Source organism: Paracoccus sp. AK26 (assembly GCF_011801365.1).
GTDB lineage: Bacteria > Pseudomonadota > Alphaproteobacteria > Rhodobacterales > Rhodobacteraceae > Paracoccus > Paracoccus aerius.
In genome coordinates this window covers 428,577-447,707 of record NZ_CP041045.1, presented here as the reverse complement: position 1 = coordinate 447,707, position 19,131 = coordinate 428,577, and the positions used below count along the sequence as shown (strand labels likewise).

The window sequence follows — 19,131 nt, the reverse complement described above, 5'->3', positions numbered from 1 at the left end:
ATGACCCGCGAAAAGCCCAAGGATCCCAATCCCGCCGCCGATCCGCCCCGCCATAACGGCCAGGGGGACCACGAGGGGGTGCCCCATTCGCCCGAGGAGTTCGACGTGATGAACCCCGCCAAGGCCGAAAAGACCCCCGGCGGGCCGCAGGAAAACATGTAGGCAACGTGAGGACCCCGCGCCATGTGGCGCGGGGTCTTAACCCCCGGCCGTCTTCAGCGTGGGCAGAAATCGGTGTCGGGGCGGATGCGGCGGCAATAGGCGGCCGCAAGCTGCGCCGTCCGATCCAGGTCGGCCAGGTCGATCACCTCGCAAGGCGTGTGCATATAGCGCAGCGGCACGCTGAGAAGCCCGGTCGCCATGCCGTTCAGGCTGATCTGCATGACCTGCGCATCGGTTGGCGTGGTGCCTGCCGTCGCATGGATCTGGCAGGCGATGTCGTCCTCGGTCGCGGCCTGCATCAGGATGTCGAAGACCGCGTCGCTGGTATTGGCGCCCCGGTCAATGCCCGGCCCCTTGCCGATGTCCAGCACGCCATAGCGGCGCACATCCGCGTTGGGATAATCGGTCGCCTGGCCCATGTCCACGGCAAGGCCGGTGCGCGCGTTGATCCTATGGGCGGCGATCTGCGCCCCGCGGGATCCGATCTCCTCCTGAACGGCGGCCACGGCATAGACGCCCACCTCGGGGTGGAGACCGCCGTCCTGGCGCAGCAGCCGCAGCGCCTCGGCCACGACATAAAGGCCGCCCTTGTTGTCAAAGGCCCGCGCCACCGCCCTGCTGCCCATCAGGGGCTGGAACTCGTACTGGAACGTCACCACATCGCCCACGCGTGCGGCCTTTTCCGCCTGGTCGCGGGACGTCGCACCGATGTCGATCCACATCTCGGACATCTTCGGCTTCTGGCCGGCCTCGTCGGGGTCCAGAAGGTGGATCGCCTTGCGGCCGATGACGCCCGGCACCCGGTCCTTGCCATGCACCCAGACCCGCTGGCCAAGCAGGGTCGTGCTGTCATGACCGCCGATCGGGCTGAAATACAGCAGCCCGTCATCGGCGATGTAGTGGATGATGAAGCCGATCTCGTCCAGATGGGCGGTCAGCATCACCCGCATCTCGGCCTCGGGGTTCAGGACGGCGATGACATTGCCCACGATGTCGACCTCGACCTTGTCCGCGAAATCCTTCACGCGGTCGCGAAACACCGTGGCCGAGGGCTGTTCGCTGCCGCTGGGCGATGGGGCGGCGATAAGGGAGGTCAGGAAATCAAGGGATTCGGGCGCCATGTCGGTGATCCTTCGGTCTTGGGCATTCGGGCTGTTCAAAGGACCGAGCCTGCCCTTTGTTCCCGGATTTCCGTCCCGACAAACAAAAGCTGCCTCCCGTGCCCCGGCCGCGCCGGAGGACCGGGCCCATTGCCTTGCCCTTGGCGCGGACCGTTCGGGGGGATATGCCAGCCGCGGGACATGCGGAAAGGGAAGGGGTCGGGATGGCGCTGCTTCTGGGGATCGACAACGGGCTGACCGTCACCAAGGCGGTGATCTTCGCCGAGAACGGTCAGGTCCTGGCAACCGCCCGCCGCCGCGTCGCGCAGTCCATGCCCCGCGCGCGTCATGTCGAGCGGGACATGGGCGATCTGTGGAGCCAGACCGCCGCCGCCATTGCCGAAGCCGTCGCCGCCTGCGGCCGCCCCGCGACCCAGATCGCCGCCGTGGCCGCGACCGCGCATGGCGACGGGCTTTACCTTCTGGACCGGCAGGCGCAGCCGCTGGGGCCGGGGATCCTGTCGCTGGACAGCCGCGCGGGCGATCTGGCAGGGGCCTGGCTGCGCGACGGCACAGCCGACCGCGCCCTGGCGCTGACCGGACAGGTTCCCCATGCCTCGGCCCCGTCGGCAATCCTGGCCTGGATCCGCGACAACCAGCCCGAGCGCTTCGGCCGGATCGGCCATGCGCTGGCCTGCAAGGACTGGCTGACCTTCTGCCTGACCGGCCGGATCGGCACCGACCTGACCGAGGCCAGCACGTCATTCACCAATGTCGGCACCCAGGACTTCGACCTGGACGCGCTTGCCGTCTTCGGGCTGGGCGCGCTGCGCAACGCCCTGCCCCCTGTCGCGCTGCCCGATCAGGTCGTGGGTCATGTGACCGGGGCGGCGGCTGCCGCAACCGGGCTTGCGCCGGGCACGCCGGTCGTGGCGGGGCTGCACGACGTGACCGCCTCGGCCCTGGGATCGGGAGGCTATGGGCAGGGGACCGTCGCCATCGTCGCCGGGACCTATTCCATTAACGAGACGGTGTCGGCCGAACCCCGCACCGATGCCCGCTGGTTCTGCCGCAACGGGCTGCGGCGGGGGGAATGGAACGCCATGTCGATCTCGCCCGCATCGGCGGCGAACTATGACTGGTTTCTGGACACGCTCTGCGGCAGCGACCGCCGCGCGGCTGAAGCCGAGGGCCGCGCCTTCCACGCCGAGATCGTGCCCGAGATCGCGGTCGCGCTGTCGCGCCCGTCCTCTGCGATCTTCCATCCCTACCTGTTCGGATCACCCCACGGCCCGCAGGCCAGCGGCGCCTTCCTGGGCCTGCACGGCTGGCACGACCGGGGCCAGATGCTGCGCGCCGTGGTCGAGGGGATCGCCTTCAACCACCGCCACCATGTCGATGCTCTGCGCGACGGCTTTGCGCCCGGCGCGGCGCGGCTGACCGGCGGCATCTCGCGCAGCCCGGTCTTCGCGCAACTGTTCGCGGACGTGCTGGACATGCCCGTCACCACCAGCGACACGGACGAGGCCGCCGCCTGGGGCGCGGCGCTGTGCGCGGGGTCGGGCGTGGGCCTGTTCGACAGCCCCGTTGCCGATCCGCGCGACTTGGCCGCGCTGACCACCATCTACCACCCGGACCCCGGCCGCGCGGCGGACCTGTCGCGCCGCTACGGCGTCTTCAACGATCTTGTCGCCGCGTTGTCGCCGCTTTGGCCGCGGATCGAGGATCTGGCAAAGGCTTCCCATGACTGACATCCAGGACATCGACGTGCTGATCCTCGGCGCCGGCATCAACGGCGCGGGGCTGTTCCGCGACCTCTGCGAACAGGGGCTGCGCTGCGTGATCGCGGACAAGGGCGATTTCGGCGGCGGCACCTCGGCCGCGCCGTCGCGGCTGATCCACGGCGGCATCAAGTATCTGGAAACGGGCGAGTTGCGCCTGGTCGCGCAGTCCACGCTGGAACGCAACCTGTTGCTGAAGAACGCCCCCCATCTGGTGCGCCCGCTGCCCACGGTGATCCCGATCTTTTCCTGGCTGAAGGGGGTGGGAGCCGCCTTGCGGACGCTGCTGGGATCGACGACCGCTCCGCGCAGCAGGGGCGCGCTGCTGATGAAGACCGGGCTGGCGATGTATGATTTCTATGGCCGCCGCCACAGGGTCATGCCCCGCCACCAGCTGTGGTCGAGGAAGCGCGCGATCCGCGAGATCCCGCCCATCACCCCGCGCATCGTCGCGGCGGGGCAATACTACGACGCGACCGTGGCCCTGCCGGAACGGCTGGTCTGGGAACTGCTGGCCGAGGGGATGCGCGCCAGTCCGCAATCGCAGGCCCTGAACTATGCCACGCTGGAGGGGGTAGGGGGCGCGGTGCTGCGTCTGGACACGCCCGCCGGCGCTCAGGCGCTGCGGCCCCGGATCGTGGTCAACGCCGCCGGCCCCTGGATCGACCGGGTGAACGCGGCGCTTGGCGCGCCCTCGCGCCTGATTGGGGGGACCAAGGGGTCGCATATCCTGCTGGATCACCCCGACCTGATCGCCGCGCTGAAGGGCCGGATGATCTATTTCGAGGCCGATGACGGCCGCATCTGCCTGGTCTTCGACTATCTGGGCAGGGCGCTTGTGGGATCGACCGACACCCGCGACGACGACCCCGACAACGTGGCCTGCGACGATGCCGAGATCGACTATTTCCTGGATGCGCTGCGCGGGTTGCTGCCGGGGCTGAGCTTCGACCGCAGCCAGATCGTTTATGCCTATTCCGGGATCCGGCCGCTGCCCGCCTCGGACGCGGCCAATCCGGGGCTGATCAGCCGCGACCATTCAGCCCCCGTGGCAGAACCGGACGGGGCGCGGCCCTGGCCGATCATCTCGCTTGTGGGGGGCAAGTGGACGACCTTCCGCGGCTTTGCCGAGGAAGTCGCGGACCTGGTGCTGGACCGCCTGGGCCAAGCCCGGCGCTTCGACACGAAGCTGGCGCCGATCGGCGGCGGGCGCGATTATCCCGCCGATCCCGAAGCCTGGGCCGAAAGCGCGGCGCGCGGCATCGGCACAAGCCCCGCCCGCGCGGCACGGCTGCTGGCGCGCTATGGCACCACGGCCCAGGCGATCCTGACGGTCGAGGGCGCCGCGCCCGAGATGCTGGCCGATGCCGATTATTCGATCCCCGAACTGGACTGGCTGGTGCGGCACGAAAGCGTGCAGCACCTGGCCGACCTTGTGATGCGGCGCACGCCCCTGGCCGTCACCGGCCACCTGTCGCGGCGCGACCTAGACCGGATCGGGGCGCTGTGCGCCGCCACGTTGTCATGGGACGCCGACCGCAGGACGCGCGAGATCCAGGACACCGAAACATTGCTGGTCACGCGGCACAGGCTGCGGCTGTCATAGGGCGGCCGGCCCAGCAACTGGCGCATCGCTTGTCGCTGCATGACCAGGCGGTGCCGGTCCGGCATGGGGCATCTGGACTGCAGGGAAAGATTTATCAGCCGGGCGGCGCAACCAACTAAAAAGACGCACTACCATGCCGCCTGGCTGATGCAGACCTTATGTCTGGACCTGACGAAAAGGGAAACCTGTCCTTTCGGCCAAGGGGACGGGACAAGAGTGAGGGTCGGAACAATCCCCATGCCGGGCTGTTCATTCAGCAACGGCAGGGGGCAGTCATGGACGACATCAGGGCGAAGGCACAGGAACTGGGCATCCAGCCTGATTATGAAGGCATGGGCGGTACCGCCCACCGCGTGCCCGACGCCACGCTCGAGAAACTTGTCGCGGCCTTTGGCGGCGGCCCGGCCATGCGCCCGCAGAAACTCGAGGCCCCCCGTGACCTGCATTGCCATCTTCCCGAGGCTGACCGAGCCTGGGGCGTCGCGGTGCAGCTTTACCAACTGCGCTCGGATCGCAACTGGGGCATCGGCGACTTTGCCGATCTCCAGGATCTGGCGGCAGTGCTTGGGGACATGGGGGCGGATTTCATCGGCCTCAATCCGCTGCACGCGATGTTTCTGGCAGATCCTGCGCGGTGCAGCCCCTTCTCGCCCTCGAACCGGCGCTTCCTGAACCCGCTCTACCTGGCCATCGACCGGATCGACGGCTTTGATCCCGCGATGGCGGATGCCGATGCCATTGCCCGACTGCGGCAGACGGACCTGGTGGATTATCCCGGTGTCGCTGCCGTCAAGCTGAAGGCGCTTCGGGCGCTTTGGGAAAAGGCGGGCTGCCCCGATGCCTCGGCCGATTTCCGGCGCAGGGGCGGGACGGACCTGGACCGGCACGCGCTGTTCGATGCGGTCTCGGCCCATATGGTTGCGGAAGGCCACGGCGCGGGCTGGGCCAGTTGGCCCGAATCCTGGCAGGATCCCAAGGGTCCCCATGTCACCGCCTTTGCGCAGGACCATGCGGCCCAGATCGCCTTCTATCGCTGGCTGCAGGACCAGACCGACCACCAACTTGGGCAGGTCCGGGATGCCTGCAAGGCCGCGGGCATGGGGATCGGGCTATACCTCGACGTCGCGGTGGGCGAGGCCGGGGACGGGTCGGGAAGCTGGGGCCACCCCGACGTGCTGGCGGATGTGCGGATCGGTGCGCCGCCCGATTACTTCAACGAACTGGGGCAGGACTGGGGGCTGGCACCCTTGTCCCCCGCGGCGATGGCAGCCTCGCGCGCGGCCCCCTTTGGCGCGCTGATGGCCGGGGTCATGGCCCAGGCCGGTGCGGTGCGGATCGACCATGCGATGGGCATCTGGCAGTTGTTCCTGATCCCCGAGGGCGCGGGCCCCGATGCGGGCGCCTATGCCCGCTATCCGCTGGACGACATGCTGACCGCGCTTGCCCGCGCCTCGCAGGAGAATGGCACGATCGTCATCGGCGAGGATCTGGGCAATGTCCCGCCCGGCTTCCGCGAGATGATGGAGGCCGCGAGGATCCTGTCCTATCGCATCCTGTTCTTCGAACGCGACGAGGATGGAGGCTTCCTGCCGCCGCCGCATTACCCCGAGAAGGCCCTGGCCTGCCTGTCCACCCATGACCTGCCCACATTCCTGGGCTGGTGGGCCGGCCGCGACATCGAATTGCGGGAACAGTTCGACCTGATCAGTCCCGACACCGCCCGCGAACAGGCCGAAGCCCGCCCAGGCGAACGTCGTGCCCTGGTCCGCGCCCTGGCTGCCGAAGGACTGCTGGACGACACCTCCCTGGCCGACAGCCGCCAGGCGCCGCCCGATCTGGTCGTGGCCGCCCATCGCTTCGTGGCCCGCACGCCGGCGCGCCTGATGGCCGTCCGGCTGGAAGATCTTGCAGGCGACGACCGGCCGGTGAACCTGCCCAGCACCGCCGACGAATACCCGAACTGGCGGCCCAAGCTGCCCGGCACCATCGAGGCAATTACCGCCAGCGACATCTTTGGCGCGATCGTCGCCGGCATCAGGGCCGAACGCCCGGGCAAGGCCTGAGGCTCAGCAGATCCTGCGCATCCGGGGAATGTCCTTGACGTGCAGAAGATGCACCCCGGTCTTGCGCGACAGGGCCTTGGCGCTTTCGGTGTAATGGCCGGTGGTGATGACCACGGCCGCATCGACGCGGTGATAGGCGCGGCCCGAAAACGCCTCTTGCACGGCCTTGTTGCCGACCGCGCCGTCATATCGCTTGCACTGGATGCCGATCTTGCGGCCGTCGCGCTTGGCGATGATGTCAAGGCCCTGGTCGCCCGACCCGGCCGTGACCACGGCCCGCCAGCCATGCAGTTCCAGCCGGTCGGCCACCCATTGCTCGAAATCGTGCCCGTTCCGGGGCAGTGACGGCGATGATGACGACGACGAAGACGACGACGAAGAAGGGGCGCGGGATCTGGCCGGGGGCCGGGGCCGGGCCGCGCTGCGTGCCCGGGGCTGCGTGCGCTTGGCGCGCCGCTTGCCCTTGCGCCGCTGCGCCACGGTCCGGGGCAGGAACAGCCAGGGCATCACCAGGGCCGCCAGCACCACCCCCGCCATTGCGGGCGCCCCGCCTGCGCCCGTTGCCGCCACGCCGCCCGCAAAGGTCGCCATCAGAAACCCGCCGATCACGATCAGCGTGGCCGACAGGACGGCATAGCGGAACAGGTAAAAGGCAGTTGCGATCAGGCGGCGCATCGGATTCGGGAAAGGTGACATGCCTGGCGCGACTGTCACCCAGGAAGCACAGCCTAAGGGAAAATTAACCCTTGGGCAATTGGCAAAGAAAAACCCAGCGAATCCAGCCTTGCGGAGGAAATGGCCGTGCCTGTCAGGGCCGGGGCTCGCCCCTGAAGATGATGTTGTTCAACAGATAGCGATAGCCGCGCGACCAGCTTTCATCGGTGTTGCCCCGGATGTCGACGGCTCCATGGCGGACATTGGTCCGCGCCTTGGCATCCCGAAGGAACAGGTTCAGCGCCAGGATCAGTTCCGAGGTCTTCTGGATCTCTCCGGTCACGGAATAATCCGCGCCCAGTTCCTGCGCCAGCTTCATGTCGCAGCCGTTGCACGAGGCGATGTTCTTGACCTGCGCCAGCTTCTGGGCGACGGGCGCGGTATCCACCAGGATGAAGCCGCGCGCTTCCAGGTTCCGGGCGATCTGATCCTCGGCCATGGCAATGCGGGCGCGTTCGTCGCTGTCGTCGGGATCGCCCGGATTGTTCATCAGGTAAAGGCCGAAGAAGGCCACGGACCCGCGCGGCACCGGATCCTGCGCCCAGGCGGGCGAGAGGACCAGCGTTGCAGCCATTGCCAGGGCAAGAGGTTTCAGCATGGCTTCAGCCCCATCGGATACGGCCCAAGTCTAGCGGCCGCTTGCCTTGCTTCCTATCGGAAAAAGAGCCGAGCCGCCTTCAGCCTTCCTCGGACGCGCCCAACTCCTCTTCCAGCATGTCGTCGGGCATCGCGTCGGCGGCCTGCAGGCCGAAGCGCGCCGCCACGTCGGGAGCATAGCGCAGAAGGTCGCCCCGCAGCTTCAGAAGCGACAGATCCTTGGTCTTGGCTTCCAGCATGACATCGAAGTCCAGCCCTTGGGCGGTGCGCATGAAGGTCGCGAATTCGAAGGGATTGGTGAAATCGGCGTGTCCGGTCCAGATCGGCGGCAGCAGCACCGTCTTGAACCGGGATGTGGCCTTGACCACCTCGCGCGTCAGCGGCCCCTTGGCCGGGGCATCGGCCTTCATCGCCGCGCGGTCCTTGTCAGTGACCTTGCGCTTGATCTCGCGCAGTTCGGTCCGGGGGGACGAGAAATGGATCTTCGGCCGCACGTTCTTGGGCCAGGACGCCATCACCCGTTCAAGCGTGTTGCGCAGGTCCAGGCCCTCGGGGTTCAGGCACCAGAAATGCTGGTAGTCGAAGATCAGCGGCACCCCGCAGCGGTCGTGGATCCACAGCACGTCGGCGGCGGAAAAGCGGATATCGTCGTTTTCCAGGACCAGGCGGCGGCGGACATGGTCGGGGCATTTCTGGTATCCTTCGATCCAGCGGGCGCGGCTGGCCTCGCGGTCGTCATAGACGCCGCCGACATGGGTCACCAGCACCCCTTCCGGACCCATTCCCATCCGGTCCAGCATCTCTGCCTGAGAGGCCAGATCCCAGATGCTTTTCTCGGTCAGCGCAGGGTCGGGGCTGTTCAGCAGCACGAATTGCGACGGATGGAAGGACAGCCGGATGTCCAGGTCGCGCGCCTTGCGACCGATCGCCGCCAGTTCGGCATTGCTCTCGGCCACCATGGAATGGAACTGCGGCATGTCAGGATGCGTGGCATAGGGCGCCAGATCCGAGGACATGCGGTACATGTCTATCCGCGCCTCGACCAGATAATCCAGGATCGCGTCCAGGTATTCCAGCGAGGTCTTCAGATGCGGGCTTTGCTGCCATCGCCGGGTGTCGTTGCTTTTCAGGCCGGGCTTGCCCATCACCTTGACGGGAAAACCCAGACGCAGGGGCCGGTTGGTCATTGGGGCACTGTCTCCTCGGGAAAGCCGATGCGGGTGGCGAAGTCGTTCCAGTCCTGGGGCCGCAGCGCGCCGCCCGTCGCCTGGGCATGGCCGCTGCCATACTCCGTGCCCGCGCCGGGCGGGCGGTGGCGGGCCAGGAAGTCGATCAGGTCCGTGCCCGTGGCGCTGCGGGCCGCAAAATGCACCCAGCCGGGGCGATAGCCGGTATTGGCCGCCAGCACGATCTTGTCCCGAAGCCGCCCGCGCCAGGACTGCGCGATCAGCGGGTGGATCTGGCAGGCCGAGGCAAAGCGGATCAGCGCGACATCGCCGCGTATGCGGGGCGCCACCCGCCGGGCTCCCTCCAGGGCCGCCGCAACCTCGGCCTTGGCGGCATGAAGAAGATCGGTTTCCGGGTGGCCGCCCTTAAGCAGATCCTTGGCCCCGTCGCATTTCAGAAGCAGCGCAAGCGCCGGCGTCGCATCGGCGCTTGCCGTCCGGCGGGGCGCGTTGACAAGGGAAACGGCATCCCGCAGCGCGGTCTTGCCATATCGTGCCTGCGCCTCGGCCAGTTCGGGAAAACCCTCGTCCGCCATGTCGCCGATCAGGCCAAGGGCCGCCAGCCAAAGAAGGTCGTCACAGGGTCCAAGCGCCCCCGCGCACCAGAAGGCCAGCAGCGATGAGGTCGGCTCGGGCAGCCAACCGTTGCCCGAGATCACGGCCGCATCATCCGGCACGCCCTGTGGAACGTGGTGGTCGATCAGCACAGTGGGAACGCCCGGCAGGATGGGGCCCGCCTGCACGCCAAGGTCCGTCACGATCAGCCCGCCCGGGTCCAGGGCTAAAAGCCCGTCCCGCGACGCGGGCGACCAGGGGTTTTCGCCCTTGCCCATGATGCGGATGTCGGCAGGCCGCCCCGCGCGGTCCAGAATCCGCGCCAGGATCGCAACGGCCGCCAGCCCGTCCGCGTCGAAATGCCCCAGGATCAGGGGCCGGCGCGCGGGGTCAAAGCGGTCAAGCGCCGCGCGAAAGGCGGCTGCGGCATCGTCGGGGGACTGAACGGGTTGCAAGGTCATGGTGCCTAACGGCGCAACCGGCCTGCGGGTTCAGGTCGCAGGACCGGAACAAAGGCCCGCCCCGGCCCGTTCTCGCCACAACTGCGAGGAGGCCCCATGCCGGACGATCCCGATACGCTGGACCGCTTTGTCGACGCGCAGGACGGCATCCATGACCGCGCGCTGTCGGAATTGCGGCAAGGGCGCAAGCAAAGCCACTGGATGTGGTTCATCTTTCCGCAACTGCGCGGGCTGGGCCGGTCGCAGATGTCCCACCGCTATGGCATCGTCGACGGGGACGAGGCGCGGCGATACCTGGCCCATCCGGTGCTTGGCCCGCGCCTGATCCGCTGCGCCGAGGCGGTTCTGGCGCATGAAGGCGTTCCGGCGACGGCGATCTTCGGCCCGGTGGATGCGGAAAAGCTGCGATCCTCGGCCACGCTGTTCGCGCAGGTCGAGGGCGCGCCGGATGTCTTTGCCCGGATCCTGCGGGCGTTCTTCGACGGCAGTCCTTGCCGCCTGACGCTGGACCGGCTGGAGTGACCTTCAGCGAAGCATGTCCAGCCATGCATCCACCGCCGGTCCCATCGCCGCGACGATGGCCGTCACCCCTGCCGCGCTTGGGTGCAACTGGTCGTCCTGCATCAGGTCGGCATAATCCTGGCCCGCGGTGTATCGTTGCGTGATCGGGGCCAGCAGGTCGGGGTAGAGCGTGGCGCCATGTTCCTGCGCCAGTTCGGGAAACATCGCCCCGAAGTCCCGCTGGAACTGGGGTCCGAAATTGCCGGGGGCGGGCAGGCCCACCAGCATGGCGGGCACGCCCTCGGCATCCAGCCGGGTCAGGATCGCATCCAGGTTCGCGCGGCTTTCGGCCGGGTCGATGCCGCGCAGCAGGTCGTTGCCGCCAAGCGCCACGATCATCGCGTCGGGCCGGTCGGCCAGCGTCCAGTCAAGCCGCGACAAACCCCCAGCCGTGGTGTCGCCGCTGACGCCCGCATTGATCACGATCACGTCATGGCCCGCCGCCCGCAGCCAGTCCTGAAGCTGCGGAACCAGCCCCTGATCGGCCGGCAGGCCATAGCCCTGGGTCAGCGAATCCCCCAGGGCCACCAGCCGGAACGGCTCTTGCGCAAGGACTGCTGCCGGGGTTGCGGCCAGAAAGGCCGTCGTCAGAATGTCGCGAAACCGTGGCTTGCCTGAACGGCGGCAAGGCCTAGATGCCAGAAAACGCAGGGCAAGGGAAAGGATGGTCATGATGGGTCCGGTTCTGTCGCTGAGGGATGTCCACCTGACCTTGCAAGGCAATGCCGGGCCGGTCGCGATCTTGCGGGGCATTTCGCTGGATGTCCACCGGGGCGAGACGCTGGGCCTGATCGGGCCGTCGGGTTCGGGCAAGTCCTCGCTGCTGATGCTGATGGGCGGCTTGGAACGCGCCACCGGCGGATCGGTCCGGGCCCTGGACCACGACCTGACCGCACTTGACGAGGATGCCCTGGCCCGCTTCCGCCGGGGGCGCATGGGCGTGGTCTTCCAGTCCTTCCACCTGATCCCCACCATGACCGCGCTCGAGAACGTCGCGACCCCGCTGGAACTGGCGGGCCAGCCCGACGCCTTCGACCGCGCGGCCGATGAATTGCGGGCAGTCGGCCTGGGCGCGCGGATGGACCATTACCCGGCGCAGATGTCGGGCGGCGAACAGCAGCGCGTGGCGCTGGCCCGCGCGGTGGCGCCGCGCCCCGCGATCCTGCTGGCGGACGAGCCGACCGGGAACCTGGACGGGGTGAACGGACAGGCGATCATGGACCTGCTGTTCGGCCTGCGCGACCGGCACGGCACCACCTTGGTTCTTGTCACCCACGCGCCCGAGCTTGCCGCCCGCTGCGACCGCGTCCTGCGCCTGCGCGATGGCCTGGTCGAGGCCGAGGACCGCCGCCAGCGGGCCGCATCGTGACCGCCGCCTGGCGCATCGCCCGGCGGGAATTGCGCGGGGGGCTGGCGGGGTTCTGGATTTTCCTTTCGTGCCTGATGCTGGGGGTCGGCGCCATCGCCGCCGTCGGCACCGTCCGCGCCGCGATCGAGACGGGCTTGTCCCGGCAGGGCGCGGTGCTGCTGGGGGGCGACGCCGCGCTGCGCCTGACGTATCGCTTCGCGACCGACCCCGAGCGCGCCTGGATCGAAGACCGCGCCGCCCGCGTATCCGAGATCGTCGATTTCCGCTCCATGGCCGTGACGGGCGACGACCGCGCCCTGACCCAGGTCAAGGGCGTCGATGCCAACTGGCCCCTGACGGGCGAGGCGCAATTCGACCCGCCGATGACGGTGGCGCAGGTGCTGGCCGGGCGCGACGGACTGCCGGGGGCGGCGATGGACCCGTTGCTGATCCAGCGGATGGGGCTGTCGGTCGGTGACCGCTTCCGGCTGGGCGTGCAGGATTTCGTGCTGATGGCTGCGCTGACGCGCGAGCCTGACGCGCTTGGCGGCAGCTTCGGCCTTGGCCCCCGCACGCTTGTCGCAACCGCCGGCCTGGCCAATGCGGGCCTGCTGTCGCCCGGCACGCTTTTTGAAACCAGCTACCGGGTGCTGCTGCGCCCCGGCGACAGCCTGGACCGGCTGCGGGCCGATGCCTTGGTCCGGTTCGAGGGGGCGGGGATGCGGTGGCGCGACAGCCGCCGCGGTGCGCCGGGGGTCGAGGTCTTTGTGGATCGGCTGGGATCCTTCCTGGTGCTGGTCGGCCTTGCGGGGCTGGCGACCGGTGGGGTCGGCGTGTCCTCTGCCGTGCGCAGCTATCTGGACACCAAGACCCCCGTGATCGCCACGCTGAAGACCCTGGGGGCCGAGGGGCGGACGATCTTTGCCGTCTATTTCGCCCAGATCGGCGCGCTGACCCTTCTGGGGGTGGCCTTGGGCCTTGCGCTTGGCGCGCTGCTGCCCCTGGCCGCGGCACCCCTGCTGCAGGCCCGCCTGCCGATCCCGGTCGAGTTCACCCTTTATCCCGCGCCTTTGGTCGAGGCCGCGATCTATGGCATCCTGACCGCGTTGATCTTCACCCTGCTGCCCCTGGCGCGGGTGGAGGGGGTGCGCGCCGCGGCGCTGTTCCGCGGCATCGGGACCGACGCCCACGCCCGGCCTCGCCGGCGATACATGGCCGCGCTGCTGCTGGCGGTGATGGCGCTGATCGGAACTGCGGCGGTGATGGCCTCGGTTCCCCGGCTGGCGCTGTCGGTGGCGGCGGGGGTCGTGCTGGCCCTGGGCGCGCTGTGGCTGGCGGCGCGGGGGTTGCGCGCCCTGGCCCGGCGGCTGTCGCGTCATCCCGCCCTGCGCGGGCGCAGCGCCCTGCGGCTGGCCGTGGGTGCGGTCGGCAACCCGCAGGAAGGCGCGGTGGCCGTGGTCCTGTCCCTGGGCCTTGGCCTGACGGTGCTGGCGACGGTTGGCCAGATCGACGTGAACCTGCGCCGGGCGATTGCGGCCGAACTGCCGCAGCAGGCGCCCTCGTTCTTCTTCATCGACATCCAGCCCGACCAGTTGCCCGGCCTGCTTGACCGGCTGAACGGCGATCCGGGCGTAAGTCAGGTCGACACCGCGCCATCCCTGCGCGGCATCATCACGGCCATCAACGACATCCCCGCGCGGGACTGGGGCGATCATTGGGTGCTGCGGGGCGACCGGGGCGTCAGCCATGCCGCCGCCCCGCCCGAGGGCGCGGCCCTGACGGCGGGCCAATGGTGGCCCGCCGACTACGCCGGTCCGCCCCTGATCAGCTTCGGGGCCGAGGAGGCGGCGGAACTGGGCCTGTCGCTGGGCGACCGGATCACGGTCAATATCCTGGGCCGCGACATCACCGGAACCGTCGCCAATTTCCGCCAGGTCGACTTCCGCAGCGGCGGCATCGGCTTCGTGATGATCTTCGACGGGGCGACGCTGCAATCGGCGCCGCAGACCCATATCGCCACCGTCCATTCGGATCCTGCGGTCGAGGCGCAGCTTCTGCGCGACATCTCGGACAGCTACCCCAACATCACCCCGATCCGCGTCCGCGACGTGGCCGAACGGGTGGCCGAGGCTATGGGCGCGCTTGCGTCCGGGACCTCGCTTGCGGCGCTTGCGGTTCTGGCGACGGGCTTCGTGGTGCTGATCGGCGCGGCGGCGGCCGGCGAACGCGTCCGGGTGTTCGAGGCGGCGGTGCTGAAGACCCTGGGCGCGGCGCGCGGCACGGTCCTTGCATCGTTCGCGCTGAGGTCCGCGCTGATGGGGGCCGCGGCGGGGCTGGTCGCCGTTGTCGTCGCGGCCCTTGCCGCCTGGGCGATCCTGACCCAGGTGATGGAGCTTGACTACCGCTTCGCGCCCGGATCGGCCTTGGCCGTCATTGCGGGCGGCATCATCGCCACGATGGCCGCGGGCCTGGCCTTCGCGCTGCGACCCCTGTCGGCGCGGCCCGCGCGGGTGCTTCGCGCGCAGGAATAGGGACGGTTTCCCCCGATCCGGGAACTGTCCCGGCCCTTCACGGTTGCATGACAGGTCGACAAGGAGGAACCGACGTGCTTGCAGCCGATTACAGGGGACCGCGCCGGATGCGCGTGGCCTCGAAGGCCGATCCGGTCATCCAGCATCCGCGCGACGCCATCGTGCGTGTCACCCGGTCCTGCATCTGCGGGTCCGACCTGCATCTTTACAACGGCCTTGTTCCCGACACCCGCATCGGAACCACCTTCGGGCACGAGTTCTGCGGCATCGTCGAGGAGGTCGGACCCGAGGTCCAGACCCTGAAGGCCGGCGACCATGTGCTGGTGCCCTTCAACATCGCCTGCGGGCAGTGCCATTTCTGCAAGCAGGGGCTGTTCGGCAACTGCCATGAATCGAACCCGCAGGCCACCGCCGTGGGGGGCATCTTCGGCTATTCCCACACCGCCGGGGGCTATGACGGCGGGCAGGCGGAATATGTCCGGGTGCCCTATGCCGACGTGGGGCCGATGCCGATCCCGGACTGGATGGATCCCGATGACGCGGTCCTGCTGACGGACGTGGTGCCGACGGGCTATCAGGCGGCCGAGATGGGCGGCATCCAGATGGGCGACACCGTGGTGGTCTTTGGTGCCGGGCCCGTGGGCATCATGGCCGCCCGCTGCGCCTGGCTGTTCGGCGCGGGCCGGGTGATCGTCATCGACCATGTGGAATACCGGCTGGACTTCGCCCGCCATTACTGCCCGGCCGAGGTCTACAACTTCCAGTCCATCGACGACATGGCGGTCTTCATCAAGAAACTGACCGACGGGCTGGGCGCGGATGTCTGCATCGATGCGGTTGGCGGTGATGCGGCTGGCAGCGCGCTGCGCACCGTACTGGGCAAGAAGATGAAGATCGAGGCGGGCAATGCCATCGTGCTGCACTGGGCCATCAACTCGGCCAAGAAGGGCGGGGTCGTGTCCATCGTCGGCGTCTATGGGCCCACGGGCAACATGGTGCCGATGGGCAACGTGCTGAACAAGGGGCTGACGATCCGGGCCAACCAGGCCTCGGTCAAGCGGCTGCTGCCCCGCCTGGTGGAACATGTGAAGGAGGGGCGGATCGACCCCAAGGCGCTGATCACCCACCGCGTGCCGCTGGAAGACCTGCCCGACGCCTATCACCTGTTCTCGGCCAAGATGGACGAATGCATCAAGCCGGTCCTTTACCCCAACAACGGCCGCTAGGAGAGTGACGATGGCACGCCAGATTACTTCCCAGACGATCAACCCGGAAGATGTCATCGGCTGGGGCGTGGACGCGGATTCGCGGAACGACCCGACCTATCCGATGCGGGACAGGACTGTTGAGACCGGGTCCGACTGGAACCGTCCCAAGTCGCAGCGCACCGATATCGAGGTGCTGCAATCGATGGAATACAACCGCCGTCCGGCGGTGTTCGGAACCTCGGTCGCGCCTGCTGGCCTCAGCGGCATGATCCGCCGCGCAGCCTTCGGCTATAGCGAATCCGACTGGCGGCATTGGCTGATGCTGCTGGGCGCCGACCGGGTCAACATGGTCGAGGGGATCGTGGACGACCTGACCCATGGCCATCTGCCGAACGTGCCGGGCGAGATGGGCGTCAGGGCCGAGATGCGCCACAACCGCAACGGCCTGGTCAAGAAGGCGGCCATTGGCGCAGGCATCGCCGTGGTCGCAGTCGCGCTGCTTGGCCGCAACCGCAGCCCAAGCCGCCGCCACCTGCGCTGAGGCATCTTGCACCACGGAAAAAGGGACCGGCCTGATCGGAAGGCCGGTCCCTTGCCGTTTGTCGTGGCCCCTGCCGGTTCTAACGCTTGGGTGTCTGTTCCGCGTCGTCTTCGAACTGTTCGGATGGCTTGCGCAGGTCAGGCTCGGTCGGATCCTTATAGCCTGCGTGTTCGTCAGCCGGTCGGGTATAGGCCGTGTCCCGCGTCGTGCCCCTTACGCCATCGGGCAGGATCCCTTCGGGATCGGTCGTTTCAAGGGGAGCACCGTGGATTTCCTGGTTCGTGCCGGGCATCTGCAACCTCCATTTCCTGTCATGCGACAGGTGTTCAGACAATGTCCGAACCGGCTTCGGGGGGCTTTTGTTCCGGAAAGACCTGCCGCCCTGCACGTGCGCGGTCGCCACAGCTTGCACGTGAACGTGGTAAATCGATGAAGTTGGATATGAAACTTCGGCATCGGTTTCGTGCACGTTGTGCCGATCAAGCTGCTCAACTGGAGGTAACGACCGTCCGCCCTGACACATGGACGGTCGGGCGCGCGGGTCGGGCCGCGCGCCTGGGGCTTATCTAGTCCGGGTCTTGCCCGATGACGACCATCCCATCGACGACCGCCACCGGAACCGCGTCCAGCCCGCAATCCGCCCCCCGAGTGCCGCGCCGGTGCTGATGTCGAAGCGGGCGCCGTGGGCTGAACACATCAGCATCGTGCCATCCGCCGACAGCAGCTGGTCGCTGCGGTAATCCAGCGGCAGATACTGGTGCGGGCAGGCATTCACATAGGCCCGCAGGCCGCCCGCCTGCGTCACCAGCAAGGGAAAGCTGCCCTTGTCGGTGACAACAGACAGCGACAGCACGCCCGCAACCTGGGCCAGCGGACAGACCCGCGTTCCCGGCGCGGGGGCAGAGGAATAGTCGGTCCAGGCCATCCCGCCCGCGTCCGCAGCCGGGCCTATTCCGCCGGAGAGGCGCTAAGCACCCCGCGGCGAACCTGGTCTTCCTCGATGGATTCGAACAGCGCGCGGAAATTGCCCTCGCCGAAGCCGTCGTCGCCCTTGCGCTGGATGAACTCGAAGAAGATCGGCCCGATCACGGTCTTGGAAAAGATCTGCAGCAGGATCCGCGTCTCGCCGCCGCCGACCACGCCTTCGCCGTCGATCAGGATGCCGTGCTTCTTCATGCGCTCGATGGGCTCCTGGTGGCCCTTCACCCGCTTGTGCGACATCTCGTAATAGGTGTCGGGCGGTCCCGGCATGAACTCCATCCCCGCGTCGCGGATCCGGTCCGTTCCGGCATAGATGTCGTTCGAGGCGATCGCGATGTGCTGGATCCCCTCGCCCTTGTATTCGCGCAGATATTCCTCGATCTGGCTGTGATCGTCGGTGGATTCGTTGATGGGGATGCGGATCTTGCCGTCGGGCGAGGTCAGCGCGCGGCTGACAAGGCCGGTCTGCTTGCCCTTGATGTCGAAATACTTGATTTCGCGGAAATTGAAGGTGTCGTGGTAGAACTTGTACCAGGTGTCCATGTTGCCGCGGATCACGTTGTGGGTCAGGTGATCCAGGTAGAAGAAGCCGAAGCCCTCGGGGCGCGGGTTGGGCGCGCCCAGCCAGTCGAAGTCGGCCTCATAAGCGCTGCCGGTGTCGCCATAGCGGTCGATGAAATACAGAAGCGAGCCGCCGATGCCATAGACGGCAGGCGCCTCGATCGACTTGCCGGGGCCGGTATATTCGGTGGCGCCCAGGTCAAGCGCACGCTTCAGCGCGGCCTGCGCATCCACCACCCGCCAGGCCATCGCCGGCGCGCAGGGTCCATGTTCCTGGACAAAGCCCGCAGCATGGCTGTCTGCATCCGCGTTCAGCAGGTAGTTGATGTCGCCCTGGCGATACAGCGTGACGTTCTTGGTCTTGTGGCGCGCGACCGGCGCAAAGCCCATCTGCCGGAAGATCCGGTCCAGCACCTGCGGGTCGGGATGGGCATATTCGACAAATTCGAAGCCGTCGGTGCCGGCGGGGTTGATGTCGCTGATCGTGGCCTTTGGGGCATCATGCGGAAACGGTCCCATGCGCGCTCCTCCTGTTCGCTGCGGTTCCATGTCAGAATGACACGGGTTTGGTGCATGAGGGTTGCGAAGTATCGGGCAGAACGCCGATATATGCACGGAACGTGCATGAAAATGGAAAAGGATGCGTCGGATGAAGCTGGATGGATTCGATATCGCCATTCTGACGGCCTTGCAGCGGGACGGCGCGATGACCAATGCCGCCCTGGCCGAAGTCGTGAAGCTGTCGCCGTCCCAATGCTCGCGCAGACGCGCGGCGCTTGAGGAGGCGGGCGTGATCGAGGGCTATTCGGCGCGGCTTGGCGCGGCCAAGCTGGGCTACGGAATGCGCGCGATCATCCGCGTCAACCTGTCCAGCCATGGCCAGCAGAAGGAAGACGAATTCGCGCGCTTCGTCGCGACGCATCCGCAGATCCGCTCGGCCTTCTCGGTGTCGGGCGATGCGGATTACATCCTTGATGTGCGCGTGCGCGATCTGGAAGCCTTTGCCGACTTCGTCCACCGGCACCTGCTGCCCCATCCCCAGGTGTCGCAGGTGCGGTCCGAGATCGTGCTGAAGACGCTGAAGGACGAAAAGGGCGTCGCGCCCGGTCTGGTCGCGACGCCCGATCCATCCTGA

At 67.8% G+C, this 19,131-nt stretch carries 19 protein-coding genes; 10 read left to right on the top strand and 9 right to left on the bottom strand.

Annotated elements, in window-relative coordinates:
• Window positions 1-162, top strand: a complete 162-nt coding sequence (locus FIU66_RS17880) for a hypothetical protein (protein ID WP_167624234.1) — start codon at window positions 1-3, stop codon at window positions 160-162.
• Window positions 163-215: 53 nt separating this feature from the next.
• On the opposite strand, the gene FIU66_RS17875 is transcribed toward FIU66_RS17880, so the two are convergent.
• On the bottom strand, window positions 216-1,283 hold the full coding sequence (locus FIU66_RS17875; RefSeq protein ID WP_167624233.1) for a M20/M25/M40 family metallo-hydrolase: 1,068 nt from the start codon (window positions 1,281-1,283) through the stop codon (window positions 216-218).
• Between the two features lie 203 nt (window positions 1,284-1,486).
• Here FIU66_RS17875 and FIU66_RS17870 point away from each other — a divergent pair, with 203 nt between their 5' ends.
• The 3 genes from FIU66_RS17870 (at window position 1,487) to malQ (ending at window position 6,712) form a co-directional block, all read left to right on the top strand.
• On the top strand, window positions 1,487-3,013 hold the full coding sequence (locus FIU66_RS17870; protein WP_167624232.1) for an FGGY-family carbohydrate kinase: 1,527 nt from the start codon (window positions 1,487-1,489) through the stop codon (window positions 3,011-3,013).
• On the top strand, window positions 3,006-4,649 hold the full coding sequence (locus tag FIU66_RS17865; protein ID WP_167624231.1) for a glycerol-3-phosphate dehydrogenase/oxidase: 1,644 nt from the start codon (window positions 3,006-3,008) through the stop codon (window positions 4,647-4,649). The genes FIU66_RS17870 and FIU66_RS17865 overlap by 8 nt, the downstream gene beginning before the upstream one ends.
• 275 nt (window positions 4,650-4,924) lie before the next feature.
• Window positions 4,925-6,712, top strand: coding sequence for a 4-alpha-glucanotransferase (gene malQ, locus FIU66_RS17860; RefSeq protein WP_167624230.1), 1,788 nt, complete (start codon window positions 4,925-4,927; stop codon window positions 6,710-6,712).
• A 3-nt stretch (window positions 6,713-6,715) separates the two neighbouring features.
• Here malQ and FIU66_RS17855 read toward each other — a convergent pair whose 3' ends face one another.
• The 4 genes from FIU66_RS17855 to FIU66_RS17840 form a co-directional block, all read right to left on the bottom strand.
• On the bottom strand, window positions 6,716-7,387 hold the full coding sequence (locus tag FIU66_RS17855) for a restriction endonuclease (protein WP_167624229.1): 672 nt from the start codon (window positions 7,385-7,387) through the stop codon (window positions 6,716-6,718).
• A 133-nt stretch (window positions 7,388-7,520) separates the two neighbouring features.
• Window positions 7,521-8,024 carry a DUF3280 domain-containing protein gene (locus FIU66_RS17850; protein ID WP_167624228.1) on the bottom strand — a complete coding sequence of 168 codons (504 nt, stop codon included), beginning with the start codon at window positions 8,022-8,024 and terminating at the stop codon, window positions 7,521-7,523.
• A 79-nt stretch (window positions 8,025-8,103) separates the two neighbouring features.
• Complete coding sequence (uvsE, locus tag FIU66_RS17845; protein ID WP_167624227.1) at window positions 8,104-9,210, bottom strand: UV DNA damage repair endonuclease UvsE; 1,107 nt, start codon at window positions 9,208-9,210, stop codon at window positions 8,104-8,106.
• Window positions 9,207-10,265 (bottom strand): DHH family phosphoesterase, encoded by a 1,059-nt coding sequence (locus FIU66_RS17840; RefSeq protein WP_167624226.1) that lies wholly within the window; start codon window positions 10,263-10,265, stop codon window positions 9,207-9,209. Before FIU66_RS17840 ends, uvsE begins: the two co-directional genes overlap by 4 nt.
• Before the next feature lie 96 nt (window positions 10,266-10,361).
• Here FIU66_RS17840 and FIU66_RS17835 point away from each other — a divergent pair, with 96 nt between their 5' ends.
• The gene (locus tag FIU66_RS17835) at window positions 10,362-10,787 is read left to right on the top strand and encodes a DUF1810 domain-containing protein (RefSeq protein ID WP_167624225.1); all 426 of its coding nucleotides are present in this window, start codon (window positions 10,362-10,364) and stop codon (window positions 10,785-10,787) included.
• A gap of 3 nt (window positions 10,788-10,790) precedes the next feature.
• On the opposite strand, the gene FIU66_RS17830 is transcribed toward FIU66_RS17835, so the two are convergent.
• A complete protein-coding gene (locus FIU66_RS17830; protein ID WP_167624224.1) occupies window positions 10,791-11,498 on the bottom strand; it encodes an arylesterase in 708 nt (235 codons plus the stop codon).
• Here FIU66_RS17830 and FIU66_RS17825 point away from each other — a divergent pair.
• The 4 genes from FIU66_RS17825 (at window position 11,497) to FIU66_RS17810 (ending at window position 16,454) form a co-directional block, all read left to right on the top strand.
• Window positions 11,497-12,195 (top strand): ABC transporter ATP-binding protein, encoded by a 699-nt coding sequence (locus tag FIU66_RS17825; RefSeq protein ID WP_167624223.1) that lies wholly within the window; start codon window positions 11,497-11,499, stop codon window positions 12,193-12,195. The genes FIU66_RS17830 and FIU66_RS17825 overlap by 2 nt on opposite strands.
• Window positions 12,192-14,705, top strand: a complete 2,514-nt coding sequence (locus FIU66_RS17820) for an ABC transporter permease (protein ID WP_167624222.1) — start codon at window positions 12,192-12,194, stop codon at window positions 14,703-14,705. The genes FIU66_RS17825 and FIU66_RS17820 overlap by 4 nt, the downstream gene beginning before the upstream one ends.
• Before the next feature lie 74 nt (window positions 14,706-14,779).
• Complete coding sequence (locus tag FIU66_RS17815) at window positions 14,780-15,931, top strand: zinc-dependent alcohol dehydrogenase (RefSeq protein WP_167624221.1); 1,152 nt, start codon at window positions 14,780-14,782, stop codon at window positions 15,929-15,931.
• A gap of 10 nt (window positions 15,932-15,941) precedes the next feature.
• The gene (locus tag FIU66_RS17810) at window positions 15,942-16,454 is read left to right on the top strand and encodes a hypothetical protein (RefSeq protein WP_167624220.1); all 513 of its coding nucleotides are present in this window, start codon (window positions 15,942-15,944) and stop codon (window positions 16,452-16,454) included.
• A 79-nt stretch (window positions 16,455-16,533) separates the two neighbouring features.
• Here FIU66_RS17810 and FIU66_RS17805 read toward each other — a convergent pair whose 3' ends face one another.
• The 3 genes from FIU66_RS17805 to hppD all read right to left on the bottom strand — a co-directional run bounded on the left by FIU66_RS17805 (window position 16,534) and on the right by hppD (window position 18,515).
• Entirely contained in the window at window positions 16,534-16,746 is a 213-nt protein-coding gene (locus FIU66_RS17805) for a hypothetical protein (protein ID WP_167624219.1), read from the bottom strand.
• Window positions 16,747-17,016: 270 nt separating this feature from the next.
• On the bottom strand, window positions 17,017-17,379 hold the full coding sequence (locus tag FIU66_RS17800) for a Rieske (2Fe-2S) protein (protein ID WP_370528980.1): 363 nt from the start codon (window positions 17,377-17,379) through the stop codon (window positions 17,017-17,019).
• Between the two features lie 23 nt (window positions 17,380-17,402).
• On the bottom strand, window positions 17,403-18,515 hold the full coding sequence (gene hppD, locus FIU66_RS17795) for a 4-hydroxyphenylpyruvate dioxygenase (RefSeq protein WP_167624218.1): 1,113 nt from the start codon (window positions 18,513-18,515) through the stop codon (window positions 17,403-17,405).
• Window positions 18,516-18,645: 130 nt separating this feature from the next.
• Between hppD and FIU66_RS17790 the strand changes: the two genes are divergently transcribed.
• On the top strand, window positions 18,646-19,131 hold the full coding sequence (locus tag FIU66_RS17790; RefSeq protein WP_229849393.1) for an Lrp/AsnC family transcriptional regulator: 486 nt from the start codon (window positions 18,646-18,648) through the stop codon (window positions 19,129-19,131).